The organism is Brevibacillus nigriterrae (genome assembly GCF_049846925.1).
Classification (GTDB): domain Bacteria; phylum Bacillota; class Bacilli; order Brevibacillales; family Brevibacillaceae; genus Brevibacillus_H.
The window spans coordinates 1-25672 of the sequence record NZ_JBNCMT010000032.1 but is presented as its reverse complement, the minus strand read 5'-3'; the positions used below and the strand labels follow the sequence as shown (position 1 = coordinate 25672).

At 42.8% G+C, this 25672-nt stretch carries 27 protein-coding genes; 5 read left to right on the top strand and 22 right to left on the bottom strand.

All coding sequences use genetic code 11. The annotated features are described in order from the left end of the window. Nucleotides 1–40 precede the first annotated feature (40 nt). Nucleotides 41–562: a DinB family protein gene (locus ACPW7N_RS20605; RefSeq protein WP_425653117.1), complete on the top strand. Its 522-nt coding sequence runs from the start codon at nt 41–43 to the stop codon at nt 560–562. 65 nt (nt 563–627) lie between these two features. Here ACPW7N_RS20605 and ACPW7N_RS20600 read toward each other — a convergent pair whose 3' ends face one another. The 7 genes from ACPW7N_RS20600 to trhA form a co-directional block, all read right to left on the bottom strand. Continuing rightward, nucleotides 628–942 (bottom strand): antibiotic biosynthesis monooxygenase, encoded by a 315-nt coding sequence (locus ACPW7N_RS20600; protein WP_425653116.1) that lies wholly within the window; start codon nt 940–942, stop codon nt 628–630. Between the two features lie 22 nt (nt 943–964). Continuing rightward, nucleotides 965–1960, bottom strand: a complete 996-nt coding sequence (locus ACPW7N_RS20595; RefSeq protein ID WP_425653115.1) for a siderophore ABC transporter substrate-binding protein — start codon at nt 1958–1960, stop codon at nt 965–967. A gap of 67 nt (nt 1961–2027) precedes the next feature. Then, complete coding sequence (locus tag ACPW7N_RS20590; RefSeq protein WP_425653114.1) at nt 2028–2786, bottom strand: iron ABC transporter ATP-binding protein; 759 nt, start codon at nt 2784–2786, stop codon at nt 2028–2030. After that, nucleotides 2783–3727: an iron chelate uptake ABC transporter family permease subunit gene (locus ACPW7N_RS20585; RefSeq protein WP_425653113.1), complete on the bottom strand. Its 945-nt coding sequence runs from the start codon at nt 3725–3727 to the stop codon at nt 2783–2785. Before ACPW7N_RS20585 ends, ACPW7N_RS20590 begins: the two co-directional genes overlap by 4 nt. Next, entirely contained in the window at nt 3711–4670 is a 960-nt protein-coding gene (locus ACPW7N_RS20580) for an ABC transporter permease (RefSeq protein ID WP_425653112.1), read from the bottom strand. The genes ACPW7N_RS20585 and ACPW7N_RS20580 overlap by 17 nt, the downstream gene beginning before the upstream one ends. A 209-nt stretch (nt 4671–4879) precedes the next feature. Further along, the gene (locus tag ACPW7N_RS20575) at nt 4880–5842 is read right to left on the bottom strand and encodes a hydrogenase small subunit (RefSeq protein ID WP_425653111.1); all 963 of its coding nucleotides are present in this window, start codon (nt 5840–5842) and stop codon (nt 4880–4882) included. Between the two features lie 111 nt (nt 5843–5953). Further along, the gene (trhA, locus tag ACPW7N_RS20570) at nt 5954–6607 is read right to left on the bottom strand and encodes a PAQR family membrane homeostasis protein TrhA (RefSeq protein WP_425653110.1); all 654 of its coding nucleotides are present in this window, start codon (nt 6605–6607) and stop codon (nt 5954–5956) included. A 204-nt stretch (nt 6608–6811) separates the two neighbouring features. Here trhA and ACPW7N_RS20565 point away from each other — a divergent pair, with 204 nt between their 5' ends. Continuing rightward, nucleotides 6812–7141, top strand: coding sequence for a rhodanese-like domain-containing protein (locus ACPW7N_RS20565; protein WP_425653108.1), 330 nt, complete (start codon nt 6812–6814; stop codon nt 7139–7141). Here the strand turns inward: ACPW7N_RS20565 and ACPW7N_RS20560 are convergent. Continuing rightward, entirely contained in the window at nt 7138–8742 is a 1605-nt protein-coding gene (locus ACPW7N_RS20560; protein WP_425653106.1) for an MDR family MFS transporter, read from the bottom strand. The genes ACPW7N_RS20565 and ACPW7N_RS20560 overlap by 4 nt on opposite strands. 93 nt (nt 8743–8835) lie before the next feature. Beyond that, complete coding sequence (locus ACPW7N_RS20555; RefSeq protein ID WP_425653105.1) at nt 8836–9735, bottom strand: Ig-like domain-containing protein; 900 nt, start codon at nt 9733–9735, stop codon at nt 8836–8838. 41 nt (nt 9736–9776) lie between these two features. Here ACPW7N_RS20555 and ACPW7N_RS20550 point away from each other — a divergent pair, with 41 nt between their 5' ends. Further along, on the top strand, nt 9777–10049 hold the full coding sequence (locus ACPW7N_RS20550) for an Mpo1-like protein (RefSeq protein WP_425653104.1): 273 nt from the start codon (nt 9777–9779) through the stop codon (nt 10047–10049). A 42-nt stretch (nt 10050–10091) separates the two neighbouring features. Here ACPW7N_RS20550 and ACPW7N_RS20545 read toward each other — a convergent pair whose 3' ends face one another. The 5 genes from ACPW7N_RS20545 to ACPW7N_RS20525 all read right to left on the bottom strand — a co-directional run bounded on the left by ACPW7N_RS20545 (nt 10092) and on the right by ACPW7N_RS20525 (nt 17865). Further along, nucleotides 10092–11381, bottom strand: a complete 1290-nt coding sequence (locus ACPW7N_RS20545; RefSeq protein ID WP_425653103.1) for an NCS2 family permease — start codon at nt 11379–11381, stop codon at nt 10092–10094. A 184-nt stretch (nt 11382–11565) separates the two neighbouring features. Then, nucleotides 11566–14010: a leucine--tRNA ligase gene (gene leuS / locus ACPW7N_RS20540; protein ID WP_425653102.1), complete on the bottom strand. Its 2445-nt coding sequence runs from the start codon at nt 14008–14010 to the stop codon at nt 11566–11568. Nucleotides 14011–14106: 96 nt separating this feature from the next. Then, nucleotides 14107–16314 carry a GDYXXLXY domain-containing protein gene (locus ACPW7N_RS20535; RefSeq protein ID WP_425653100.1) on the bottom strand — a complete coding sequence of 736 codons (2208 nt, stop codon included), beginning with the start codon at nt 16312–16314 and terminating at the stop codon, nt 14107–14109. Nucleotides 16315–16523: 209 nt separating this feature from the next. Further along, a complete protein-coding gene (locus ACPW7N_RS20530) occupies nt 16524–17078 on the bottom strand; it encodes a cysteine hydrolase family protein (protein WP_425653099.1) in 555 nt (184 codons plus the stop codon). Between the two features lie 28 nt (nt 17079–17106). Then, the gene (locus ACPW7N_RS20525; protein WP_425653098.1) at nt 17107–17865 is read right to left on the bottom strand and encodes an NUDIX domain-containing protein; all 759 of its coding nucleotides are present in this window, start codon (nt 17863–17865) and stop codon (nt 17107–17109) included. Nucleotides 17866–18063: 198 nt separating this feature from the next. Here ACPW7N_RS20525 and ACPW7N_RS20520 point away from each other — a divergent pair, with 198 nt between their 5' ends. Beyond that, the gene (locus ACPW7N_RS20520; RefSeq protein ID WP_425653096.1) at nt 18064–18279 is read left to right on the top strand and encodes a hypothetical protein; all 216 of its coding nucleotides are present in this window, start codon (nt 18064–18066) and stop codon (nt 18277–18279) included. A 60-nt stretch (nt 18280–18339) separates the two neighbouring features. Here the strand turns inward: ACPW7N_RS20520 and ACPW7N_RS20515 are convergent, their stop codons facing one another. Then, on the bottom strand, nt 18340–18672 hold the full coding sequence (locus ACPW7N_RS20515; RefSeq protein WP_425653095.1) for a DUF4870 domain-containing protein: 333 nt from the start codon (nt 18670–18672) through the stop codon (nt 18340–18342). Nucleotides 18673–18853: 181 nt separating this feature from the next. Then, nucleotides 18854–19690, bottom strand: a complete 837-nt coding sequence (locus ACPW7N_RS20510; RefSeq protein ID WP_425653093.1) for a LysM peptidoglycan-binding domain-containing protein — start codon at nt 19688–19690, stop codon at nt 18854–18856. Nucleotides 19691–19923: 233 nt separating this feature from the next. Between ACPW7N_RS20510 and ACPW7N_RS20505 the strand changes: the two genes are divergently transcribed. Beyond that, nucleotides 19924–21138, top strand: a complete 1215-nt coding sequence (locus ACPW7N_RS20505; RefSeq protein WP_425653091.1) for a branched-chain amino acid ABC transporter substrate-binding protein — start codon at nt 19924–19926, stop codon at nt 21136–21138. Nucleotides 21139–21217: 79 nt separating this feature from the next. Here the strand turns inward: ACPW7N_RS20505 and ACPW7N_RS20500 are convergent, their stop codons facing one another. The 6 genes from ACPW7N_RS20500 to kapB form a co-directional block, all read right to left on the bottom strand. Beyond that, on the bottom strand, nt 21218–22288 hold the full coding sequence (locus tag ACPW7N_RS20500; RefSeq protein WP_425653089.1) for a phosphodiester glycosidase family protein: 1071 nt from the start codon (nt 22286–22288) through the stop codon (nt 21218–21220). Then, nucleotides 22278–22745 (bottom strand): hypothetical protein, encoded by a 468-nt coding sequence (locus ACPW7N_RS20495; RefSeq protein WP_425653087.1) that lies wholly within the window; start codon nt 22743–22745, stop codon nt 22278–22280. The genes ACPW7N_RS20500 and ACPW7N_RS20495 overlap by 11 nt, the downstream gene beginning before the upstream one ends. A 76-nt stretch (nt 22746–22821) precedes the next feature. Beyond that, nucleotides 22822–23340, bottom strand: coding sequence for a hypothetical protein (locus ACPW7N_RS20490; protein WP_425653086.1), 519 nt, complete (start codon nt 23338–23340; stop codon nt 22822–22824). 135 nt (nt 23341–23475) lie between these two features. Beyond that, nucleotides 23476–24561: a hypothetical protein gene (locus ACPW7N_RS20485; protein ID WP_425653085.1), complete on the bottom strand. Its 1086-nt coding sequence runs from the start codon at nt 24559–24561 to the stop codon at nt 23476–23478. 379 nt (nt 24562–24940) lie between these two features. Continuing rightward, a complete protein-coding gene (locus ACPW7N_RS20480) occupies nt 24941–25111 on the bottom strand; it encodes a hypothetical protein (RefSeq protein ID WP_425653084.1) in 171 nt (56 codons plus the stop codon). Nucleotides 25112–25317: 206 nt separating this feature from the next. Then, nucleotides 25318–25672, bottom strand: a 355-nt coding sequence (gene kapB / locus ACPW7N_RS20475; protein ID WP_425653083.1) for a kinase-associated lipoprotein KapB, incomplete at its 5' end; no start/stop codon positions are given.

Here is a 25672-nt window from a genome sequence, read left to right as displayed (position 1 = left end):
TAATCCATGAAAGAATGCAAGAAAACAGGAGGCTTGATTAATGACCGAACGCAAATCTTACATCATTGCTCCACTGCCTGGATATGAGCCCGAAATTGGTCGTTGGTTATGGGGTCTGGAGGATGTCCGCCGCACGATCAAAACCAGGTTACAAGGAGTAAGCCAACAAATCATCGACATGAAAGTGGATGGACTAGATTCAATTGGTACCCTTTTATATCACATTGCCCTAATTGAAGCTGATTGGTTTTATGTAGAAGTGCTTGAAACCGAATTTCCGCCTGAGATTCTCAAGCTTCTCCCCTTCGATTGCCGCAATGCAGATGAATCATTGGTCTATGTGGAAGGCGAAAGCCTGGAACAGCATTGGCATCGCCTTGATACCGTTCGGAACATTTTGCTTGCTCATTTTCAGCAAATGGACATCACAGATTGGCGTAAGCCTCGGGTGCTTCCCCAGTACGATGTGACTCCAGAATGGGTCATCTATCATCTGATTGAGCATGAGGCTCATCATCGAGGTCATATTTTTCAACTGCTTCATCAGTTGGGACATAAATAAATGCAAATGTACGGCAAAGCACACGAAAAGGACTGCGGGTACAGTCCTTTTCTTTTGTATTTCTGCTAAACGCTTTTAACTGCTTTTACTTCATACGTACTGTGTTGGGAACTGATCACAAACTCCGGCTTTGGCACTCCCCGGCTTCTGCGATGACCTTCGAGATGAGGCTCGCTTTTTTCCCAGTTCTTCCATGCTTCTTCTGACTCCCAGCGAACCAGAATGATTACCTCTTCATCTCCGCGCTTGACTTGCTTGACGAGAATGCTTAAATCAATGAATCCTTCCGCCTTTTCGATGTCGCCTTCTGCACTGAATCGGCTGACGATCTTTTCTGAGTTGCCTTCCTTTACCAAAATGGTCTTGGTTTCAATGAACATGCAGACTCATCCTTTCACAACCCTATTTCAAACCTGCTTCCACTTCTTTCACCATTTCAGCAACAGAGATCAAGCCGCCACCAGACAAATACCAGTAGTTCGGATCAAGATAGACAATCGCTCCATTGGCGTATGCTTTCGTCTTTTTCACCAGTTCATTTTCAACCAACTGTTTGGCCGAAGGAGTTCCGCCAGATACTGCTGCTCCCCTGTCAATGACAAACAGATAGTCCGGGTTCTTTTCTGCAATATATTCAAATGAAATGCTTTGTCCATGTGTAGACACTTCTATCTTGTCATCTACCGGTGTAAACCCAAATACGTCATGGATGAGACCAAAACGTGAGCCTGGCCCATAAGCACTGATATTTCCGTCGTTAGCCAAGATAATCAAAGCATTTTTCTTGGTTGCTGCTGCTTTCTCATGTAGTTTTTTGATGGAATCGTTCACTTTCGCCAACTCTTCATTTACTACTGATTGTTTGTCAAAAATTTTCGCCAGTGTGTTCACATTTTCTGTGTAGGACTCTATGTATTTGGTTGTGTCCAGACCCATGAAGATGGTTGGACCAATCTTGCTTAATTCTTCATACGCTTTTTGTTGTCTGGCAGAAATTAAGATCAGGTCCGGCTGTACACTGCTGATTTTCTCAAAATCAGGTTCGACTACGCTGCCGACATTCACATACTTGGAATCTTTATACTTTTCCAGATAGGACGGAAGCGTTGCTTGCGGAACAGCCGTCACTTCCACGCCCATTTCATCAAGCGTATCCAACACCCCGTAATCAAAAACCACCACTTTTTGTGGGTTTTTCTTAACCTTGGCCTCCCCCAGTTTATGCTTAATAGTTAGTTCTGTCTCGGCAGGAGCAGGCGTGGAAGTTGCAGGAGCTGCTGCTGGTTCATTCGTCGCTGCCGGTTGTGAACTATTGTTTGCTGCATTCCCTCCACCGCAAGCTACTGAAATCATAGCTAAGAGAATGAGCGCAAATACGAACGTAAATCTGTTTCTCATTTGATTCACCTCTACCCTTTATTTATGTACATTTATTTAAACCGATGGAATACCATCGAGCTTAAACCTAGCTGTAATACACACATATTTTGTTGTCATTGATATCTTCAATTTGAAAGTCCATCTCATAGACATCCCGTAGCGTCGGCGAATGAATGATTTCATTGGTCGTACCTTCCTTGACCACTTTTCCGTCCTTCAGCGCCACGATCGTATCCGAGTAACAGGAAGCAAAATTGATGTCATGGATGACAAGCATGATCGTTTTTCCCAGCTCATCGACCAGCCTTCTCAGCACTTTCATGATCTGGACAGAATGCTTCATATCCAAATTGTTCAGTGGCTCATCCAGCAAGATGTACTCGGTATTTTGAGCAAGAACCATTGCAATAAAGGCTCGCTGCTTTTGCCCACCACTTAACTGATCGATAAATTTGTCCTGAATCTCTTGCAATTCCATAAATTGAATGGACTCCTTGATATACTTCTTATCTTCATCAGTCAGTTTTCCTTGTGAGTAAGGAAAACGCCCAAAGCTCACCAAATCCTTGATCGTCAAGCGAATATTGAGATGGTTGGACTGTTTCAGAATGGAGATTTTCTTTGCAAGCTCATTACTTTTCCATTCGCTTATCTCTTTACCCTCAATGAGAATTTCTCCGCTATCCTTCTGGATCAATCGGCTAATCATGGACAGGAGCGTGCTTTTTCCTGCACCATTCGGACCAATAAATGAAGTGATTTTTCCTTTGTCAATTTGTAATGTGACCTGATCGACAACGTGTATATTTCCGTATCGTTTTGACACATTTCTCACTTCGATCATGGCTTTCGCTCCCTTACAAGAAGATAAATAAAATAGACACCGCCAATGAAATTGATAATGACGCTGATAGTTGTGGTGAAGGAAAAAACCCTCTCTACCAGATACTGCCCACCGACCAATGCAACGATCGCCAGAAAGATGGAGCCAGTTATGAGGTATTTGTGCTGGTAGGATTTCAGGAATTCATAAGCCACATTCACCACAAGCAGTCCGAGAAACGTAATCGGGCCAACTAATGCAGTCGAGATCGAAGTGAGAATGGCAACGATAATGAGCAACCGTTTTACTACGTAGTCATAATCAATCCCCAAATTGATCGATTGCTCTCTGCCAAGCGAAAGGACATCCAGATACTTGTAAAATTGGATGAAATACAGAAATACAAGCAGCAATCCAATGAAGGATGTCAACAGCAGGTCAGAATTAATATTGTTAAAGCTCGCAAACATGCGGTCCGAAACGACGAGAAACTCATTTGGGTCAATCAACACCTGCATGAATGTCGTTGCGCTTTGGAATAAAGTCCCAAAGATAACTCCAATCAGCAGCAGCAGGTAAAGACTTTTTTCCTCCCGAAACAGCATCCGATACAAAATCGCGGAAAACAGTACCATCATCCCGACAGAAAGCAGGAAATTCAGATTGGCATTGGTTACTGTCAAGCTCATCGAACCAAAAGTAAAGATGACAAACGTTTGAACCAACATATAGAGCGAATCAAGACCAAGAATACTAGGTGTTAATATTCGATTGTTGGTTATTGTTTGAAAAATTGCTGTAGAAAAAGCGATTGATATGCCTGTCAGTATCATCGCCAGGATTTTCACAACCCTGCGAGGGAAAACATATCCCCAATTGCTACCCACATTCACAAAAAGAAACAGAATAACAAGGATCGCTGCAAGTATTGCAAGAATTCCAATCTTACCTTTCGGATTCATAGGCCCTTCCCCTCATAAGCATATAAAGAAAGATTCCGCTGCCGAGTACTCCAACCGTGAGACCAATCGGAATCTCATACGGGTAAATAATGAGACGCCCGAGAATGTCACATGCCAAAACGAAAATTGACCCTAGTAATGCTGTTTGAGAAAGGCTTTTCTTCAGGTTGTCGCCTTGATAAAGCGTAACTATGTTTGGGATGATCAATCCCAGGAAGGGTATAATCCCCACCGTAAGCATCACTACAGACGAGATGAGAGCTACTAAGATCATTCCCAAGTTGACAACCGCCTGGTAGTTAAGACCCAGGTTTTTGGAGAATTCCTCACCCATTCCCGCAACGGTAAAACGATTGGCATACAGATAGGCGATGATGACAAGCGGAATGCTTATGTAAATCAGCTCATAACGCCCTTTCATGATGGCTGAGAAATCCCCCTGCAACCAGGAAGAGATGCTCTGAATCAGATTGTGCTTATAAGCAAAAAAAGTGGTAACAGACGCTATCACACTTCCAAACATCAATCCAACGAGTGGAATAAATACGGCATCCTTGTACTTGATCTTTTCGAGTATTCTCATAAACAACAATGTTCCCGCAAGTGCAAATACGAATGCTACACCCATTTTCTCCAACGGGCTGGCAGCAGGTATCAGCATCATCGCAACCAGAATTCCCAACCTGGCAGAATCATCCGTTCCGGCAGTCGTTGGTGAAACAAATTTATTTCTACTTAGTTGTTGCATGATCAAGCCACTAATACTGAGGCTGATCCCAGCAGCAATAATACTGATTAATCGGGGAAATCTGCTTATGAAAAGTGTCTCTACCTGGTCTTCAGTCAAATGAAAAATGTCAGTAAGCGCAATATTCTTTACGCCGACAAAGAGTGAAGTTACCGATAAGAGAACGAGCAGGGGCAAAAGGTATCTCTTCTTCATAACCATTCCTTTTCTGCTTCCTTACTGAGAGGTAGGGAAAGCTATTCGATAATGATAATCATTTTCACTAATAACTACTATGATGATATTCATTCTCACTTATTTCGTCAAGACAAAATCAGTTTTAATTCTGCTTGAATAAAAAACTTTTTTCTGATAAAACAAAAACCCTCACACGATTACTCGCATGAGAGTTCCATTTCGTTTGTTTATGAACTTGCGGCTTTTGCTTTCTTTTTCATCGGTTCATAGAACGACCCTGTATCCCAGAAGTTCTCTTCCGAACACCCTAGACAGGTATTACCAGAATGAACTGGAAAACTAAGTCCATCGTTCCAGCAAACAGATGAACAAGCATTAAAAGTCGTGATTCCTCTACAGCCTACTTTGTACAGGCAGTAGCCTTTGAGGGTACCTTCGTCGTCGAAAGATTCCACGAAAAGCCCTGCTTTGAACGCATCCAATCGCTCACAAGTCGAGTGAACTGATTTGCTGTAGTATCCTTTTGGACGTCCTCTGCGATCGACTTCAGGAGGCTCACCGAAAATGGCGCAATGGGCGATTACACCTGCAATGACCTCAGGGATCGGAGGGCAGCCTGGCACTTGTATGACTGTTTTATCCGGGAGAATTTCTTTCAGTGATTTTGCTCCGGTCGGGTTAGGATACGCGGCAGCAATTCCTCCATATGCCGAACAGCTTCCTACGGCAAGAATCGCCATCGCATGTTCAGCCGCTTCCGTCACTTGTTCGTATGCGGATTGACCTGCCGAAAAGAAAAATTCAGGAGACGGGATACTCCCCTCTACTATAAGAATATACTTCCCTTTGTACTTTTCCATTGTCTGCTTTTTCGCATGCTCGGTTGCGTCTCCCGCAGCAGCAGTAAATGTCTCATGATAGTTTAGCGAGATCGTATCAAGAATCAAAGAACTTGTTGAAGGATAATTGGATCGTACAAATGATTCAGAACAACCAGTACAGTCCTGAATATGCAGCCAGATGACAGGCACTTTCTCTCTCGTCTCCAGCGCATAGACGACCTGATCGGTTTGCGAGTGATCCAAAGCGAGCATGGCAGCAGCTTCTGAACACATGTCTAAAAACTTTCTGCGACTTATTCCTGCTTCAATTATTTCCTGATAAATGGTTTTGCTTTCTTTTCTCTCCATAGCAAGATCCCATCCCACTTCTCTATTTATGTAGGTACACGCCTAGTATAACTGATTCTGGAAGCCAGGATGGCAGAATAAGGTGATCGTTATGTGAAAAATTTCACGAAGTTAGTATATTGGTAAAGGAAGTACGTAAAACAATACGGCAAAAAAGTGAACTGCTGTCCCACCCAGTACGAATATATGCCATACTGCATGATGGAACGGAAATGCTCTCCACACATAAAAGATCGTTCCAATCGTATACAACAATCCGCCAATAACTAAGAGTGTCATGCCAGGAGTTGGCAACGTCTCTACCAAGGAACGCCAGGCAATGACGATTAGCCAGCCCATGATAATGTACACCAGTGTTGAAAGTAAATTAAATCGCTTGACGAAAAACGCCTTAAATACTACTCCGAATACAGCAAGACCCCAGACAAGGCCAAACAAGACCCAGCTAAGAGAGCCTTTCACTACCAAAAATAAAAACGGTGTATACGTCCCTGCGATAAACAGGTAAATGGCAGAATGATCGAGAATTTCAAAGAAATCCTTGATTTTGCCTTCAGGAAAACTGTGCAACAGCGTCGAACATACGTACAGCAGAATCATTGTTGCACCATAAATCGTCAGACTGACAATGTGCCACAGAGACCCGGTCGGTATGGAATTGAGCAGAAGAAGGACAAGCGCAATCACACTGAATACGATACCGATGCCATGAGTAATTGCATTGGCAATCTCTTCTCTCTTCGAATAAATAAATGTAGAACCCATTTTTCGTTTTCAACTCCTTTTACATAACTGCGAATCGTTTCTTGATTTCAATCGGTTCATCCAGTAAATTGGTAACGTACCATTCTAGGTATTAGCCTATTCATTCTAGCGACTATTGGTTACAATCGCTAATGTATCAGTTTCAGTATATAACCTAATAGAGTACCAGTATAGGAAAGAATTCACTCGACAGGAGCGATACTTATGTCCACTCAAATCACAGTTAAAGAATTACTTGCCCGAATCAAAAATAACCAACCCGTGCTCATCCTCGATGTTCGAGATGAAGAGAAATACAATACCGGAACGTTGGTTTTGGAGAATACAGAAAATCGCAACATCCCCTTTGTTGCCATGAGAGACGGTGAAGAAAAAGCAGTAAAGCAACTCGCCTCACTGCCTTCGGATACGCCAATCGTCACCGTATGTACTTCCGGCAATAAAGCACAAAAAGCAGCAGCGTTCCTGCAAGAAAAAGGATTCCAGGCCCTCTCACTCGAAGGTGGTCTTACCGCATGGAAAGAAAACAGTTAACTGCTCGCTTGTTTGCTCTTTGGAGTCAGCTTAACTGAGATGAACGGCGTCAGAATCGCTCCCAACACGATGAAGCCCAATCCATAAAGAAAAACATAGTGCAGGGAATCGACAAGAGATGTCTTTAGAATGGGAAGCAAAATCGTCTTGATTTCGTCGGGTATTTGTTGCATTGTCTCTGGGCTTAACAGTATGGAATACATCCCTTGGGGGTTCGTCTGGATCATCGACTCAAATTCAGTTACTATCTCGCTTGCTTGCGGGGGTAAGTCTTCCAGTAACGGAACTAGCTGATTTGATAACAAAGTAGTTGAATGATGATTCATGACCGCTCCCAGGATCGTCATCCCAAAGGTTCCTCCGATCTGACGAAAAAATTGACTGGAAGAGGTTACTACACCTAATTCCGATTTAGGAAAAGACTCTTGCAGTGCCAAGGTAAGCAAGGGCATGACAAGCCCCATCCCAAGACCCAGCACAACCATATAACTCATCGCTACGTACTCAGAGGTGTCAAGCTGCATAGTCGACAACAACCAGAAACCGATAGCCATCGTAATCATGCCAGCAATTATTTGTGGACGAAACCCAATTTTATAAACGATTCTTCCTCCAATGACACTGGCCACGATCATCGCTATCATCATCGGAAACATGGCCGTTCCCGAATCGGCTGCACTCACACCGAGAATTCCTTGCATGTACAACGGAACAAACATAATTGCCCCAAACATGCCGACTGACATGAGAAAACCAACACTGCTTAAAATCGAAAATAATTTATTCGCAAATAATGACATCGGAAGAATCGGTTCCGATGTTTTTTGTTCAATGCGGATAAACCATATAATCATAATTGCAGAAAACAGAAAAAGTGAGATGATTTGCCACGATGTCCAGGGATAATCCTTGCCTCCAAACGTTAACGCCAACAAGAGACTGATCACACCCAAGATCATGGTGACAATACCGGCATAATCGATTGTCACTTTTTCCGATTGTCTTTGATTGGTTAGTCCAATCGCTATAAATACCATAGCTAAAACACCCACAGGCAGGTTGATGTAAAACACCCATCTCCAATTCAGAGAGTCAACAATCCATCCCCCAACTTGCAGACCAATGATGGATGACAACCCAAAGACAGCTCCAAAAACTCCTTGCCATTTCGCTCGTTGTTCACCTGTGAAAATATCTCCAACAATGATCATGGCCATTGGCATCATGACCCCTCCACCGATCCCTTGCAATGCTCGATACCCGATCAATTGTCCCATGGTCTCGGACGTTCCGCATAAGGCAGAGCCCACGATAAAAATGACTAGACCCGTCAGATAAACAGACTTGCGACCGATCATGTCAGCCAACTTGCCTGCTACGGGAATCACAGCAGTAGAACTGAGCATATACGCCGTGGTAAGCCAGGTCATCACACCCAACCCACCCAGTTCCCCTACAATCCGAGGTAACGCAGTACCCACGATGGTATTATCCAGAGAGGCAAATAACATGGCAACGATGAGCCCGGTGATCAGGATTCCACGGTTGGTATTTTCACTTGAAAATGACACGGATGTGGATGTTTTTTCTTTTACACTCATAACATCACCCTTTCGTTATTTGCCCTTATATTTTTTCCCAGCTTCGCCACGCATTACTCAAAAATAAAAAGGATGGGAGACACCCATCCTCATCTATTCCTCTTCCGTATCTGATACTTCAATTTCGATTGGTGTAATCAGTGAATTACCGAGGCGATCCGAGATGATCACAACAAAATAGTCTTTTCCCACAAAACCTGGTGCCGGGACGTATAGAAAATGACCATTTTTCCTTAACAAGACGAATCCATTTGCAGGTGATTTATGCAATTGATAGGACCTGCGCAACCTCCGTCGATGTTTGCTGCTAACCCTACCTTGTACAGACATGCCAGCTTCTGTAATCGTTATTTCAGGCGCAAAGATGATCGGGTTTTTTCGCTTTCTGGTTGTGATGGTTATGGGAGCAGGAAAAACAATCATTGGTCTTTTCGTTGAAACTGCCTGGAATGGTTTATCACCTGAAGTAATCGTTACTTTTACTTGCACCTCTTCTGTATTATCTTTATCTTCTGTCACAAAAACAGTGAAGGAATCATTTCCGCAGTAACAATTTTTAGGAGTGTATATATAGCTCCCGTCATCGCTAAGGATAACTGACCCATTCCTTGGGGAAGAGGCCAAACTGAAACGATAAGAAGACTTCCCTCGGTATTTACCCGCCAAACAACCTTTGAATGTAGTATTTTCAGTAGTTATGATGGCAGTTTCCTGAAAATCCTGATCATCTTGTGCAGGGGTAACATGTATGAGAATAGTCGTGGAACAACATGTATTCACTCCGATGAGCTCTACAATGAACTGGTCCGTTCCCGAAAAGCCCTCATTGGGAGTATAAGAGAACGCTCCCTGCTCATTCAAATCCGCTTGCCCTGAGACAGGTTGCTGTATTAAGAGATACCTGCAATTCCCCTCTTCCATTTGAACGATTGGCAATTGCCCATGTAACGTTGTTTCTTCCGTAGTGGTGTATGTTTCCAATGACCGGTTCATCGGGCAGAGAATTCCCCTCCTTTCCAATTCATTGGAGATAATTGCAGTATATTTCAATCCATTTCACACGTTCATGGGCAAGAGCGGATTTTCTATTTGGACGGGTCTTCATGCAACACTCTTATCACATGAAAGAATATTTAAAATATTACGACCTTGCCTGGTACAGCCATTTCTTTATCGAGGGAAACAAACCGGCCACATTTGGCTACCCATTGTGGTCCCTTCGAGCAGACTTCCGTATGTATCTGTGCATGTTGCTGGGGAAACTTTCACAAGAGTATCGGCGTCATCAAATTCCTACTGATGAATAGAAAAAACAGCTACCCCATACGAAGGTAGCTGTTTTTGTTCATTTAAACTGTAAAATGAAGCAAGAAATTCAGGAAAAACAGGCTGGAAATCAGGAGCAATGGTGCCGGAATTTCCTTCGCCTTGCCTAATGCTATTTTTAAGATCGGATAGGCAATAAATCCGAATGCAATTCCATCAGCGATGCTGGCAGTTAAAGGAATCAGGGCAATGATGAGAAAAGCAGGAAATCCTTCCGAGAAATCATGAAGCGGAATTCCTTGAATATGCTGGATCATCAATGCGCCGATAATGATCAGAACGGGTGCTACTGCACTATCCGGGATCAACTTCACGAAAGGCAGGACAAATACAGAGAGTAAAAACAAAACCCCTGTCGTCATACTGGTAAGCCCAGTTCTTCCTCCCGAATTAATCCCTGCAGCACTTTCTACAGAACCGACAGTCGGGCTTGTGCCGAAAATGCCGGATACAACTGTAGTGACTGCTGTCGCCCGATAACTGCGAGTAAATTTCGACTGATCAGGCAGCAAACCGTGAATGAGGCTCATGTTCTCAAACACAATAATCATCAGCAAGGAAAAGCAAGCAATCCAAAACGACAAGGAAACAAAATCAGCGAAAGAAAATGCTCCCCAAACCGAAGCGTACGTCGTAAAATGAAACGATTCCCACGTAATTGATGACGTGCTGACTTCTCCGGTTGCAATCGCCAGGATTGTGCCGATGAGCATACTGATCAGAAAGCTAGCTTTCACATTTCGAACGAACAGAACTAATGCGATCAAGAGACAAATCAACGTAATGATTACATGAGTACTACCCAAATTACCTAATGCAACAAACGTTGATTCATGTTTGACGATGATGCCGCCTTTTTGCAAACCGATAAACGTAAGAAACAATCCAATTCCTACAGTTATCGCATCTTTCAGCGATTGCGGTATGGCCTGTGACAACAGATGGGTAAATTTTGTCAACGCAATAAAAGTAAAGATGAGCCCTGAAACAAATACGGCTCCCAGTGCGCTCTGCCAGGACAACCCCATTGATTGCACGATGGTATACGTGAAGAAAGCATTGATCCCCATTCCTGGAATCAGAACAATGGGTGAATTCGCCCAGAAAGCCATGATGACACAACCGATAAATGAAGTTAGTGCCGTCGCAATGACTCCTGCTTCAAGTGGTATGCCTGCATCTGAGAGAATCATGGCATTGACCACCATAATGTACGCGCTCGTGAAAAATGAAGTAACACCTGCTAGCATTTCCTGTTTCGCTGAAGACTGATGCTCCTTCAACCGAAATAGTTGGTTCAAACTGGTACGCAATGAAACTCCTTCTTTTTTCTGTCATCCCTCTCCCACCCGCGCTTTACAAAAAAGCACCAGATTGCATTATACCACACGAGACAAATGAATCAATTATTTTTCCACTGTTTTTTAGACTGAAAAAAGAGGATGCCATCCTACTCGGCATCCTCTTTCCATTTACCCGCTAGTTTTGCGTTCTTGCTTATCCTACCACGATATTGACCAGTCGCTTCGGAACAATGATGCACTTACGGATCGTTTTTCCTTCGATTGCTTCTTTCACCGCTTCTAGAGCCAAAGCGCTTTCTTTCATATAATCTTCTGTCGCATCTGCAGCAATTAACAGGCGATCCTTGATTTTTCCATTTACCTGGATAACGATTTCTACTTCATTATCTACTGTTAACGCTTCATCGTAGGTAGGCCATGCCTCGTAAGCCACGGTATTTGAATGGCCCAACAGACTCCACAATTCTTCTGCTACGTGAGGTGCAATTGGAGAGAGCATTTTAACAAAGGCTTCCATCGCTGCTTTTGGCAACTGATCTTCTTTGTTCGCCTCGTTCATCATCACCATCAAATGGCTGATCGCCGTATTGAATCGCAGGTGTTCCATATCATTGGTTACCGCTTTTACTGTCTTGTGCAAGGTACGCAGGAACGATTCGCTACCTTCATCATCAGTAATTTTGTTCGAGAGTGTTCCATCCGGTTGAACAAACAGTCTCCATACCCGTTGGATAAATCGGTTACTACCTTCTACCCCATTCGCATTCCAAGGTTTCGAAGCTTCCAATGGACCCATGAACATCTCATACACACGAAGCGTATCGGCACCGAATTCATTTACGATATCGTCTGGATTTACGACATTGCCACGAGATTTGCTCATTTTTTCGTTGTTTTCGCCAAGAATCATCCCTTGGTTTACCAGCTTCTGGAATGGTTCTTTGGTATCAACCACACCAAGATCATACAAAACCTTATGCCAGAAACGAGCGTACAACAGATGCAACACCGCATGCTCGGCTCCACCAATGTATAGATCAACTGGCATCCAGTAGCGTTGTTTCTCTTTAGAGCACAATTCCTGATCGTTGTGTGGATCAATATAGCGCAGATAATACCAGCAACTGCCTGCCCATTGTGGCATGGTATTCGTTTCCCGACGAGCTTTCATTCCTGTCTCAGGATCGATAGTATTCACCCAATCTGAAACGTTCGCAAGCGGAGATTCACCTGTACCAGAAGGCTTAATCGAATCAACCTCTGGCAATAAAAGCGGCAGTTGATCCTCTGGAACCGGCTTCATGGTTCCGTCTTCCAGGTGAAGAATCGGGATTGGCTCTCCCCAGTAACGCTGTCTGCTGAACAACCAGTCACGCAGGCGGTACGTTACTTTTTTCTTCCCTTTATTATTATGTTCCAACCATTCAATCATCGTTTGAATTGCTTGTTTGTTATCCTGACCGTTCAAGAAGTCTGAATTGACATGTGGTCCGTCACCGGTGTATGCAGACTCTTCCACGTTGCCTCCAGAAACTACTTCTTTAATCATAAGAGAGAACTTCGTAGCGAACTCAAAGTCCCGTTCATCATGACCTGGAACTGCCATAATAGCACCCGTTCCATAACTTACCAATACGTAGTCTGCCACCCAGATCGGAAGCTTTTCACCATTTACCGGATTAATCGCATAGGCACCTGTAAATACGCCTGACTTGTCTTTCGCGAGGTCAGTTCGCTCCAGGTCGCTCTTGTTTGCCGCTTGTTTGACATATGCCTCGACAGCTTCTTTTTGCTCTGAAGTCGTAATGAGTTCCACCAGTTTATGTTCAGGGGCAATTACACAATAGGTAGCACCGAACAATGTATCCGGACGGGTTGTGAATACTGTTAATGCCGCTTCGTGACCTTCAATCGGGAAGTCAAGCTCGGCCCCTTCTGATTTGCCGATCCAGTTGCGTTGCATGTCCTTGATGCTTTCTGTCCAGTCCACTTCTTCCAGGTCTTCGAGCAAACGCTCTGCGTAAGCAGTAATTTTCAGAATCCATTGTCTCATCGGTTTACGAATGACGGGATGTCCCCCACGCTCACTCTTGCCGTCGATTACTTCTTCATTGGCAAGCACTGTTCCCAAAGCAGGGCACCAGTTAACAGGCACTTCATCAACATAGGCAAGCCCCATTTTGTACAACTGGAGGAAAATCCACTGTGTCCATTTGTAATATGAAGGATCCGTTGTTGATATTTCACGGTCCCAATCGTAAGAGAATCCTAATGATTTGATCTGTCTTCTGAAGTTGTCGATATTTTGTTTGGTGATGTCTCTTGGGTGTTTTCCCGTATCGAGTGCGTGTTGCTCTGCTGGCAACCCAAACGCATCCCAACCCATTGGATGAAGAACCTGATACCCGTTCATTCTTTTATATCGTGAAACGATGTCAGTCGCCGTATACCCTTCAGGATGACCTACATGCAGACCCGCTCCTGATGGATACGGAAACATATCCAAGGCATAAAATTTTTTCTTGGTTGGATCTTCAACTACTTTGAATGTCTTGTTTTCTTCCCAATAAGTCTGCCACTTTTTTTCGATCTTGCGGTGATCGTATTGGTGAATAGTCTGTGTCTGCTCCAACGACATGCTAAAAAACCCTCCCTCATCCTTTAAAAACCCTCTACATGCAATTGATTATAACGAATTTCTCTATTATTACCAAAAAAAATTTATAACAACCCGTTATTTCAGCATGATGGCATTTCTGTCTTGGTCGAGAAGACGTACAAGGATGGCATCTCCATTACTAGCAACCCGGACTAACGCATATTTTGCTTTCTCCTCGACGATCCGGCCTGAACCTTCGGGAATGAAAAAGCTCTCAATACCATAAATCACTCGCTGACCGCCTGTTGTCACACCGTTGATAAAGACGGTATCCGACGGTTTGCGCTCACCATAGCGGAACAATTCTTCTACATGATAAACTCCCTTGTTGTCTGGTCGTAACACAGCCTGAACCTTCTCACGCTGGAGGAAATCCTCCTTTACAGTAATCAAGCCCTCAGGAGAGGAGATCTCGTAATTCAATCTCACATAATCTCCCTGTAATAGCGATCGAGGATCAATTGGTGCAAGCAAAAGTGTGACTTCTGTACCTTTTGCTAAAATCGTTTCACTTTTAACGATTTGTGTCCCAATAAACACAAACTGAATGACAATGGCAAGGAGGATCGGTAGTTTTTTAAGCTGAATAATGCTCTTTGCTGAATCAAGGATGAGTTGACCCCTTCGTTCGTAAACATATGTGCCGAACAAAAACAGGGCACTTACAAACAGCAGCGTAATGGATTTATGCAACAGGCTCCAAAACACATCATAGTACTTGTAGACAATGTACAAGAACCAGAATGTTAAGCTAACTGCGAAGAAATACCTTTGATGGTTGCGCAAAAAGATAAATACAGCAAGTGTAGCTACGATAAAGAACAATACATTCGTTGTAAGATGAAAATGAGAGATATCCTCCCGCATAAAAGTAAGCACAAAGAAAAACCCAAGGAAAAACAGATAACTCAGCTCTTTCAAGTTGCTTAGGAATCGGTTATCTTTTGAAACCAGGTGAAGGATGAATAAACCCGCGTGAATGAGTACTGCCCCCATAATCACAAGGTAAGGCTCCCAGTCAAACTCAAAGAAGAGAAGGAGTATTTGAATCGCAAATGTGGAATAGATGAGAACTCGCTCCACAATGTTATTTGCTTTGACCCAACAAACTCCCAACAAGATTACATAACATAAACTTATGTAACCTGCCTCAAGCATTCCACTACCTATTAATCCGATGGCGAGACCCGTCGTCAAGAAAGTATACCGAACAGGAGCTTGTGCATTTTTCTGAAGCAAAGTTCCAACCAGCATTAAGAACGATATGATCAGCAAGGTAAGCTCAGACTCAAAGATCATCATCGTGAATCCGACAATGGAGATAATCCCGATAAAAATGGCTGCGACAGTAAACGAGATGCTTACTACATGGCCAAGTAAACCACTATCTCGCTTGACACGCCCCTTCGGTTGTTCAACTTCTTCCGTTTCGTTGGTCGTTGCATGATAGGTTTGGACGAAGCGGAGAAAAGCCAAATTGAGCAATAAGATGATGATGAAAAAGAAAATCCCGAAGAGAAAAAACAGCTCCGAGTAATGCTCTGCCGCGAGTTCAATATACTTGGATATGACGTAAAAAGAAGCAAACAAGCCGGTTAGCATCGCATATGACTTTTGCACTGAAAATCGTAAAAAATAGAAGATCTCACCCAAAATGACAGCCACAAACAGAACATTGCTTAGCACTTGATAGCTTTCAAATACCAAAGTATTTGCCAAGATCAACAGGATGGATTGTCCGATGAAAAAACTTAAAAATTTGAGAATTTCTGATTGGATGCGGCCAAGCTCGGTTATCAGAAAAACGAAACCGTTTACCAAAGCTGCACCAAGCAAATAAAGCATCAACTCTGTCTCCGGTCTATCTATTCGAACAGATGATGGAAACAGATAGAACCACATGGTTAACTGGGTTAACAAGAAGCTCAGGACATAAAACGTCTGGAAACGGGTAATCACCGATAATAGCAACGCAGGGATAAGCCAAATCAGAAAAAGAAGGTAACTATCTGCATGTGAATTGTAAATTTGGCCTAATAAAGCAGTACTTACCCCATAGGCAATACAGCCTGACAAAAGCAGGATATTGGTCAAAAAGTTACGTCTACTAAACCATCCCAATACGAAAGATGCTAAATAAAACATGACCAGCAAACCCACACTTAACCCGATTTTTCCAAAACGATCAAGCCCGCCCCAGTTTGCCGCAAAGAAGTAAATAATGGAGGAAAGCAGTGCTGCAACTCCCATTACATAACCTGTTTGTATGCCTCTTTCCCTCACAACGCTCAACCCCCCTTCTTTTCGCACAAAAAATACCTGCTCCTAGAACCATCCTACAACTTACAAATGACTTTTTGCAAGAAAATGCCAATTTGTTCATTTTGTTTTTGAGAAATTTGAATTTGGTTGGTTGCTCTTGAACCCATGCGTGAGCATGGGTTCCTTTCCTTAGGACAATTATGGAGTGCAAGTTTCTCGTCGCACATGCTCTATCCCTCTTGCTTGATTACAATTGCCCCCAGTGAATTTGTGAAATGCTGCAATGCCCACTCGTGTCCCGCAGGATTGAAGCTTTGTACGGCATCTTCATGTACAACGATGGTGTATCCTCGATTGTAGGCATCAACTGCTGTATGAAGGACGCAAATGTCGGTACACACCCCAACCAGGTGTACCTCATTGATCCCTCTTGCCCGAAGCATGATCTCCAGATCGGTGCCAGCAAAAGCACTGTAGCGTGTTTTGGTCATCCAGACCAACTTTTGCCTGTTGTGTTCATAAATCTGCTGCAGATCGCCATAGAGCTCCCTGCCTTTCGTTCCAAAAATATTATGGGGAGGAAACAATTTCGTCTCTGGATGATAAGGATCATTTTCCTCATGTCCGTCAACCGCAAGAACAACGCAATAATTTTCATTCAAGAATTGATCCACTAGTTCTACGATTCGATGCTCGATTTTTTGCGCTGGCTTCCCGCATGTCAGTTTCCCGTCATCTGCTACAAAATCATACGTGTAATCAATCACAAGCAATGCTTTCGTCATTCTCTCTCCTCCTCAAGTAAGTACCTGTTTAATAGATGTATGAGTTATAAATCGATAAATGAGGTTGGTAATTACTAAATTTATACAGTTTGGCTTTTCGCTGGGAAAACTGATCCGAGTATAGCGGCAGCCCCTCTTCATCCAGCACTTCTTCCAACAATCCTTTCCTCGTCTTGGTTGAAACCATTTTACGGATGAAGTTTGGCTTTTCTTCCTGAAATTCAGGCACGACGGTCTGGATTACCTGGTACAACTGGCCGATAGTAAATGTTTCATTCAACAACTCTTTGGCAATGGTAGTTGTCATCATTTTCTGTTGCACGTGTCGCACTGCATCGGCAAGGATATGGTTATGATCAAATGCAAGCTCCATCTGCAAAGCCTGAGATACAGGAAAGAGCCTGACAGCGGCAGCTTCGTCCCTCGCTTCCTGGCTGGCAAGTAGGTTTTCGTTTATCAATGCCACATAAACGACACAAGGAATCCAGCCTCTCGGGTTACGACCAGGGGAATAGTAGGCTTGCAGTTGCTCAATATGAACCTCTTGTCCCGAATTTGTTTCTTCTTGCAGTTCTCGGAACGCGGCTTCTTCCAGTGTTTCATCTTCCTTTGAAAAACCACCAGGAATTGCCCACAAATCCTTAAAAGGGGGGACTTTGCGCTGCTTGAGCAAGATAGACAACTCACGTCGTGGCAATGATTTCGTGACACTCTTTTTATTTTCTGAGGTAATTGTGAAAATGCATATATCAATAGAAAGCCCTTCAGGAGTACGATATGTTGTCAAACCCATCACCTTTAATTCATATTGATGACATATATCCCCAATGCTATAGGCGCGATTCAATAATGTCAATTTAATAATATCGATTCGAATATCTTGTTTCTATCTTTACATTTTTCACAACCATTCAGATAACTGGCATGTATTGATACTATGCAGAATACATTACATTACAAATGCATGTCTATATGGAGGGGTAACATGAATAACAAGACAAAATCTGCTGTCTTGAACGACCACGGAATGCAAGTTTTGACAGCCACGTTTACAGGCGCCAGCGAGACACTTGTTCTACTCCGATCTGATACCTCCGATAAGGATGGATACAAGCCTGCGAGAAGCATTACTCTGAGTTACTTCGAAATGAAGAATTTGTATCAATTTTTGCATTCTGTGCTTGAGGAAAATGTTGATTGATTCTAAATAAAAACTCCCGCCCTCTTTGGGTGGGAGTCAGGCTGCCGAGACAATCGGCAGCTATTTTATTAACTGGAATTTTCCAATCAAGGGCAGTGGTTTGGTTTGCCCATTGAGCGCATTGATAATTCCCATGACTGCATAGACTAGAACGAGTAAATTTCCGATTGGAATGAGGATAAACCAGCCAATAATCGGAATGATGGTTCCAATTACATTAATAAAGAGCGCAGCTAAAAATAGAATAAGTCCTTGGTTCGCATGATACATGGCAAACGGAGACTCTCTTGCAGCTAACAAAGGGATGAAGAAGATCAGATAGGATAGTAATGCCATAACCTTGTTCTTCTCTACATCAGCAGGATCACTCTTGGGTGAGTACTGCCCTTGCATTCGATCACTCCCCTTATCATAAAAGAGTAAAATGGAATCCCCCCTTTTATAAATATGTAGAGAACTTCCTTTTGCTATAGGGAGTATTGCAGAATGGATGCGGGGATATGTGGGAGGAAACAAGAATGTATGCTTCATTACTTATGTATGTCTGTTGTAACCTCCTTAGAACATTGCTCATTTAAAGTGATTGCAACCCTGCGGAAATTTTTATATTGTGCTGATGCTTCCAGTCAGTTTTTCCGTCCTTATGCCTGGTGCTTTCTAGAAAATGAATGTCAAAATGACCGGTAAACTGATTATCCGTAATATATTCAATCCCATGTGGCATGGATGCCATCGATGCCGCAATCTTTCTTCCATCTATTTCTACAAGCACAGGCCGTAGTTTCCACGAATAAGCCCCTCCCCACACTTCCTTCATCATCGCTGCATCTTTTACTGTAAGTGGTTCGCAGTCAGCATGATTGGCTCCAATCGTTCTCTTCACATAAAATGTTTTGCCTGTTTGAAAATCGATAATCTTTGCCGTTTTACCAATGGTGAAGACATATTGCGCTTCTGTCCACCAATTGAGCAGTTCCCCATGATTCGGTGTGATCACTGGTTTGGTAGGCACAAAATGAACAGGGATAGATAGCTTCTGTCCAATGCTCAAATTTGAATTCATCGTCAAATGATTCTTCTGCAGCAATTCACTCATCGGAACACCGTATTGTACACTGATTGTCCAGATCGTATCTCCTTGGGTTACCTGATGTGTTGTGTAGCTGATTGATGGGTAAATTGGGTTCGCTTGCACATGTGCTTCTGCAGGCGATAATGGAATTGTAAACAAAAGCATAGATCCCAGCATGATTTTTGCAGACGTTACCTTGACGATCGATTCCAGATAACTGCCTGTCTCCAAAGCGAATTCGGTGTTTCTTTTCTTTAATGTAAAAATAAGAATATCCCCTTTTTCGGTATTGTTCGCTAGTATTGTGAACCCAGATTGAATTTTGTATGCCTTTAGCAAAAAACTCTGGAAATTCTATACTATCTCTAGTTTGTATATGTTATTTGCAAATAAATTTATTTTTCTGAATTACCAATATTATTTTTGTTGCAATTTTTTCATTTTTCATTAAAATAAGAAAAGAGCCGAAGATACTTACTTTCCATACAAAACTATTTAATAGCATAGGAAATGTGTTGTATCAGAATTATTTGAAAATTATTTATTTTTAAAGAAAAAGGGGAGAGATTAATATGATGAAAAAATCAACTTTTGCTGGTATTGCTTCTGTAGTTGCACTAAGTACTGCTCTGGCAGGCTGTGGTAGCCAAACCAGCACTCCTGCACCTCAACAATCCGGTGGAGAAAATACAGGCGGTGCTGGCGGTGCGGGTGGTAAAATCGTAATCGCAGGTATTGGGCCGCTTTCTGGTTCTGCTTCTGACTACGGTGACTCTGCAATCTCTGGTGCTCAATATGCGCTTGACTTGAAAAAAGAAGAGTTCAAAAAGCTTGGTTTTGATCTAGAATTGTTAAAACAAGATGACCAGGCAGATCCGAAGCAAGGCGTTGCTAGTGCAGAGATGGTTATCTCTAACCCTGACGTACTTGCTGTAATGGGTCATATTACAACTGGTTCTTCCATTCCTTCTTCTGCAAAATACGAAGAAGCAAAATTGGTCATGGTATCCCCATCCAGCACTGGTTCCAAATTGACGGATGATGGCAAAAAGACCGTTCACCGTATCTGTGCTCGTGATGACCAACAAGGTTCCAAAGCGGCTATCTATGCGAAAAACCAACTTGGCGTGAAAACTGCATTCATCATCCATGATAAAGGTGCTTATGGACAAGGCCTGGCTGACCAAGTGAAACAACAATTAGAAAAAGATGGTGTACAAGTTCTTGGTTTCGAAGGGATCACTCCAGGTGAAAAAGATTACAGTGCTGTAATCAACCAGGTTGTTGGTAAAAACCCTGACCTGCTCTACTTCGGTGGATATTATGCTGAAGGTGGAATCCTTGTAAAACAAGCTCGTGAGAAAAACTACAAAGGTATTTTCATGGGTGGCGACGGTCTTGATTCTGCTGATATGGCTAAGATTGCTGGCCCTGCGGTGGAAGGCGTTGTATACACGTCAACTGTTGACGATGTAGCTTCTACAGAAGAAGGCAAGAAATGGGTTGCTGAATACGAAAAGGCATCTGGCAAAAAATCCGGTATCTTCACTTCCTATGGATTTGATTCTATGAACGTAATCCTGCACGGTGTGGAAGAAGCAATCAAAGCAAACGGTGGCAAAAAACCATCACGTGAGCAAGTATTGGATGCTGTACACAAAATCTCTGACTTCCAAGGTCAATTCGTAAAAGTATCCTTCGATGAAAAAGGCGATAACAAATACGCTGCGGTATATGCGTACAAATATGAAGGCACTGGTAAGAAATTCCTTGGTGAGGCAAAGTAAGCTCTCTCCCACAGCAACAACAAAAAAGCCGTTGGCGCATAAACGCCAGCGGCTTTTCCTATTGTTTCGGCTTAGTTCACTAAGGTGTAATTACAATATTGCTAATAACTGGACGCTCTCTTCCGTCTGATGGTCGATTCAACACTTTGCCTTTATAGTAGAACGCACTAGAACCGCCACCATCCAGGTTGTAGGCATCACGTACATGGAATTCAAGCAGTTTTCGTTGGGCCTCTTCCAAAGTAACACCACCGCTCCAGCCTTTGCGGCGACCGTCAATGACGATTAGCAACAGATCTCCATTATCAAAGTGACCAATTAATGTTCTCGGGTGTCGTGCCTGTGCCCACTCTCGAGGAATTGGTTGTTTTTTCCCGTCCTTTAACAAGGTTGGCAGGAAGCTGGCACCCTGTAAAATACCTTTTTTCTTCAGTTCAGCTTGGGAACTGATTTTGCCCCCTACAAGCCTGCCCTGGTTGTTGAATCCGACGAAGCTGACATTTTTGTTGTCAGAGAAGGTCTTGATCTGCCCATTCACTACTGTAATACCAATCGGACTGAGATAGCCTTTGCTATCCTTATTAAAACCACCTGCATTGATCGCCAAGATAGCTCCCGTTCTTTTTCCGGCATGACTGGTCGTTTCTCCTTTGCTAACAAGTCGATCATTAGCTAGTACAACCTTCAGAGCATTCGGGTTTTTCAGGCGGACTTTTGCCATGTAGCCACGATAGCCTGATTCTTCTAGAGAATACACTTTGACCGTGGCATTGTCCGTAAAGGTTTGTCCAATAGGCTCTCCTAACATGTTAGAGAGAATCTGGTCCAATACTTCTCCTGATTGTTTCACAGTTGTTTTACTCGTGGTTAGCAAGTCGTTAACCTTTTTGTTCTGTTGCTCTAACTCTTTCTTTTCTGAAGTTGCTTTGCCTTTTAATTGCTCGAGTGACTCCGTTGTTGATGAAATCACTTCATCTGTTTCTTCCAATTGCTCGGACATCGAGTCCAGTTTATTCAATGTTTGTGTGACGGGTATTTGTAATCGTTGGTCGCCTAAGCTTTGTACGGGATTGGTCTGATAAAATGCGAATGATAATCCAAGAATAGGCGCTATCAAAAATAAAAGAAATACATGCAATTTAGTATGCACGAGTTGCTTCCTCCAATTTTTTGAGCGAAGCTTTCAACTCAACAAGCTGTGTGTTAAGCTGGTCAATTCGTTGTTGCAGCGCCTGTTTGGTTTTATCAGAACCACCGATTGTTTTACCCGTAAGCTTCAATTCTTCATCGATATAGGCTAGTCCCTGATGAATATTGGAAATCTCATCATGTACTGACTCGATCTGTTTTTCCACCTGATTCATTTGTTCCTGGTTAGTTGCCTCGATCTGATTTAAACGCTGATCGATGTAGTTCTGGGTATCCTGGACGTACTGATTCGCCATGAAAAATCCTCCGACAACCAGAATTACCCAAAGCGCAACAGAGAGTCCGATTGTCATCATTCGTTTGCGATCACTCGTTGCAATGTTTTTGGTGACACTTTTTCCAATACTTCTATTCTCTCTTTTTCTATATTTCTCTTCTAGAATTTGTTGTTCACTCATGACAACAAACCTCCTATCCCCTTTCCTCTGTTGAAAGGACTTCTATTATATCATTATTTTTGTTTTTATTACGACCTTAGAAAAACTTGGCAGTAATTGGTGTTAACAAGTGGAGCAACATGAACGCTGCAAAGGTTAAGGCCACAACCAAATGAAACTTCCTGCGAAATCCAGAGGCACGTCTGCGACGCAAATTACCTGCAAATAAAGTGACAGCGAGAATGCCAAGTGCCGTGAACCCAGTCACTATTTTAGGGTGTGTAAGACCGAGCACCACCCCTGCTGTTTGCAGCATGACACCTGCGTGGATCAGAATGAGAATGGTACCAACGATGGCAAATGGAACATGCCCTCGCATGACTCGTCTCGAAAGCGCTGCAAACATTTTTTTAACATCCCGATCGGGCGACTTGCGAATGACGAGAAAAATGAAATACATGTTTGCATTAATTAAAAAAAGAATAAAACTTACCTGAGCAAAAAACACCCCAAAAACTTCTGACTGTGAATCATGTGGGCGGATAAACCATGTAACAACAACAGATACGAGCAGAATCACAATATTGATTAACATCCAAAGTGTATGATGTTTCATTTACCTACTCCTTTCTGCACGATAGTTACCGGGAAAATGCACAGAACTTATTATAACAAATCTTTCCAGTACTGCACACTACAAAAGGAGGGCTCCCTATTGGAGTCCTCCTTCAGATGGAAATCGTCTGTTTTATTATGAAACTGTTGACAAGATGGAAGAAGTGATGTCTTCTGCGATCGCTTCAAGCTGTTCGGCATTTTGACAGTTCTCATAGATTTGTTCATTTTGCAGGAAATACGTTTGTGCCTCTTTCAGGTAGGCTGTCGCTTGTTTCATTGCCTTCGAATACCGCTCGGCGACTTCTTTTATTTGTGTTGCGTACTCTTCATCTGTCCCTGGATTGATTGTCAGTGAATACATATCAATGATTTCATCTGTTTCTCGATCAGGAAAATACTCATGTGGAGCGGTGCTGTCAAAAATAGCAAAACCCTTTTCAGGAAGTACCACCATATCCAAGCTGTTGGGATCAAAACCACAGTGATAGACATCTACCTGCAAGCCAAGCTTGGTTGCTTCGCTTACAATTTTCTTGAGCATGGTCGACTTTCCTGAGCCCGGTCTGCCTTTGATGAAATATCGCTTCGGAACATGTTCGGTTAGCTTTTGAATAAAATCAACAGCGCCACTTGGTGTAGCCGCTCCAAAAAACATTTCCCGAGCTTGTGTCTTTGCACCGACTTGCTGGTAACCGACGAGAAGCGAGATCGTTTCTTTCGTCACTTGATTTGCCTTTTCAAAATCCATATTGGAAATAAAGTACTTTTCCCACTCATCATGGATGCGCAGGGCATGAGCAAAAGTATCATACGCTTTCAGCTTGGCTGCTCTCATCTTCTCATTGTTTTGTCTAATATTGTTGATCTTTTTCGAAAGTTCCAGATGGTTAAACGCTTTGCTGATGCTGACATATTGTTCAATTACCCCAATCGCTCTGGGTTGCCAGTGGCGTGGTGCAAGGACATCAACGATTGCAACTCCTTGCTCTTGTAACACGAGCCCTTCCAACTGTTCATGGTGCATCGGGGAATGAATATATTCGACGGGTATTCCATTTTCCTCCAAACGATTTCCCACTGATTGAATGACTCTTGATTTGGCAAATGTTGAACCTCCAATCAGAAAATGAACAAGCTCTACATTTTGCAAAACGGAGTCATAAAGATCAAAGTAGCCCCTTGCTGTGTTGCCTGACGCAAAAATATGCCTTGCTGTCATCAGATTCACTCCTAACAGACTGCTTTCCCATGAGGATCTTGTTCAAAAAGGAGGACAAACAGAGCCTCGAAGTTCAAGGCGCGGAAGAACCGAGCAGCGCAACGTAGGTGAGTCTACGTGAGCAGCGGAGGGGCAACGCAACGCAGAAATTCGAACGCTATGTTTCCCGGACTTTTTGAACTTCTTATCGGGATAATGAAGTATATTCTGATGATTTCAGATAGGTGTTTGCCCACACAAAAAAGGAGCCCCAACAGCTCCCTCATCTCCATTTATAAATATAGTAGGCAACACCTGCAAGCAAGAATATAGCGATCAGAATAACGACGATTTGTGACCAATTGGAACCTTCCATTTGTTTGTTCCTCTCTTGAAATTTCTAGGAGGCGTGGTTTTTGATTTCAAGAATTTTTAACTTGAACAGAATGTGATTCAAAAGTGATTGTAGCATTTTGATTTCCTCTTCATTCTTACTGTTTTCGATCAGTTGGTCGTATCTTTCCTTCTCACCCTGAAGTATGTTGATAATTTCTTTCCGTTCGATGGACATGTCCTTTGCTCCTTCCTATGATTCCAGATCCATTAGTAGAATATACAACTAGAATAATAGAGTTGCCGTACTTCTAACAAGCTGAATATTCTGTCTTTTTACGACAAGATCAGATGTTATATGCGTCTTTTGTCTGAATCTGCGCTTTCCCAGGAAAAGTTCGGAAATAGAAAAAACCACCTCAAAACAAGGTGGTTTTCTTGACATTACTTCGGGAAGTATTCTTTTTTCAATTCTTCTAAGGCTGTAACAGCCATCTCTTCCCATTTCCCTGATCTAGATCGGAACTCTTGCAGGTCAGCTTCCAACGCACTCTTCAGTGAATCTGTATAATCAGGAACCTCTCCGTTAAACGGGATGATCGTGTTTTGTGGAACCATCACACGCTCTCTATAGGAAAGTGCTTTGCGTTGGTGAAAAACTGGTACATTTGCCTGATACGGATGATGGAGGTCTCCCTGAAGAGGAAACTTATGTACTGCTAATGTTTGAATCAACACTTTTGGTCCAATAATGTCGAGAACTTCTGCAATATATTCTCCAGATTTGAAGGAAGCCACC

What these genes read in the sequence shown, in the direction of transcription:
- ACPW7N_RS20520 (WP_425653096.1), top strand. Translation starts at nt 18,064, where the DNA reads ATGAATAACAAGACAAAATCTGCTGTCTTGAACGACCACGGAATGCAA.
- ACPW7N_RS20575 (WP_425653111.1), bottom strand. Translation starts at nt 5,842, where the DNA reads ATGGAGAGAAAAGAAAGCAAAACCATTTATCAGGAAATAATTGAAGCA.
- trhA (WP_425653110.1), bottom strand. Translation starts at nt 6,607, where the DNA reads ATGGGTTCTACATTTATTTATTCGAAGAGAGAAGAGATTGCCAATGCA.
- ACPW7N_RS20605 (WP_425653117.1), top strand. Translation starts at nt 41, where the DNA reads ATGACCGAACGCAAATCTTACATCATTGCTCCACTGCCTGGATATGAG.
- leuS (WP_425653102.1), bottom strand. Translation starts at nt 14,010, where the DNA reads ATGTCGTTGGAGCAGACACAGACTATTCACCAATACGATCACCGCAAG.
- ACPW7N_RS20600 (WP_425653116.1), bottom strand. Translation starts at nt 942, where the DNA reads ATGTTCATTGAAACCAAGACCATTTTGGTAAAGGAAGGCAACTCAGAA.
- ACPW7N_RS20565 (WP_425653108.1), top strand. Translation starts at nt 6,812, where the DNA reads ATGTCCACTCAAATCACAGTTAAAGAATTACTTGCCCGAATCAAAAAT.
- ACPW7N_RS20480 (WP_425653084.1), bottom strand. Translation starts at nt 25,111, where the DNA reads ATGTCCATCGAACGGAAAGAAATTATCAACATACTTCAGGGTGAGAAG.
- ACPW7N_RS20505 (WP_425653091.1), top strand. Translation starts at nt 19,924, where the DNA reads ATGATGAAAAAATCAACTTTTGCTGGTATTGCTTCTGTAGTTGCACTA.
- ACPW7N_RS20490 (WP_425653086.1), bottom strand. Translation starts at nt 23,340, where the DNA reads ATGAAACATCATACACTTTGGATGTTAATCAATATTGTGATTCTGCTC.
- ACPW7N_RS20560 (WP_425653106.1), bottom strand. Translation starts at nt 8,742, where the DNA reads ATGAGTGTAAAAGAAAAAACATCCACATCCGTGTCATTTTCAAGTGAA.
- ACPW7N_RS20515 (WP_425653095.1), bottom strand. Translation starts at nt 18,672, where the DNA reads ATGCAAGGGCAGTACTCACCCAAGAGTGATCCTGCTGATGTAGAGAAG.
- ACPW7N_RS20585 (WP_425653113.1), bottom strand. Translation starts at nt 3,727, where the DNA reads ATGAATCCGAAAGGTAAGATTGGAATTCTTGCAATACTTGCAGCGATC.
- ACPW7N_RS20580 (WP_425653112.1), bottom strand. Translation starts at nt 4,670, where the DNA reads ATGAAGAAGAGATACCTTTTGCCCCTGCTCGTTCTCTTATCGGTAACT.
- ACPW7N_RS20595 (WP_425653115.1), bottom strand. Translation starts at nt 1,960, where the DNA reads ATGAGAAACAGATTTACGTTCGTATTTGCGCTCATTCTCTTAGCTATG.
- ACPW7N_RS20530 (WP_425653099.1), bottom strand. Translation starts at nt 17,078, where the DNA reads ATGACGAAAGCATTGCTTGTGATTGATTACACGTATGATTTTGTAGCA.
- ACPW7N_RS20485 (WP_425653085.1), bottom strand. Translation starts at nt 24,561, where the DNA reads ATGACAGCAAGGCATATTTTTGCGTCAGGCAACACAGCAAGGGGCTAC.
- ACPW7N_RS20590 (WP_425653114.1), bottom strand. Translation starts at nt 2,786, where the DNA reads ATGATCGAAGTGAGAAATGTGTCAAAACGATACGGAAATATACACGTT.
- ACPW7N_RS20495 (WP_425653087.1), bottom strand. Translation starts at nt 22,745, where the DNA reads ATGAGTGAACAACAAATTCTAGAAGAGAAATATAGAAAAAGAGAGAAT.
- ACPW7N_RS20555 (WP_425653105.1), bottom strand. Translation starts at nt 9,735, where the DNA reads ATGAACCGGTCATTGGAAACATACACCACTACGGAAGAAACAACGTTA.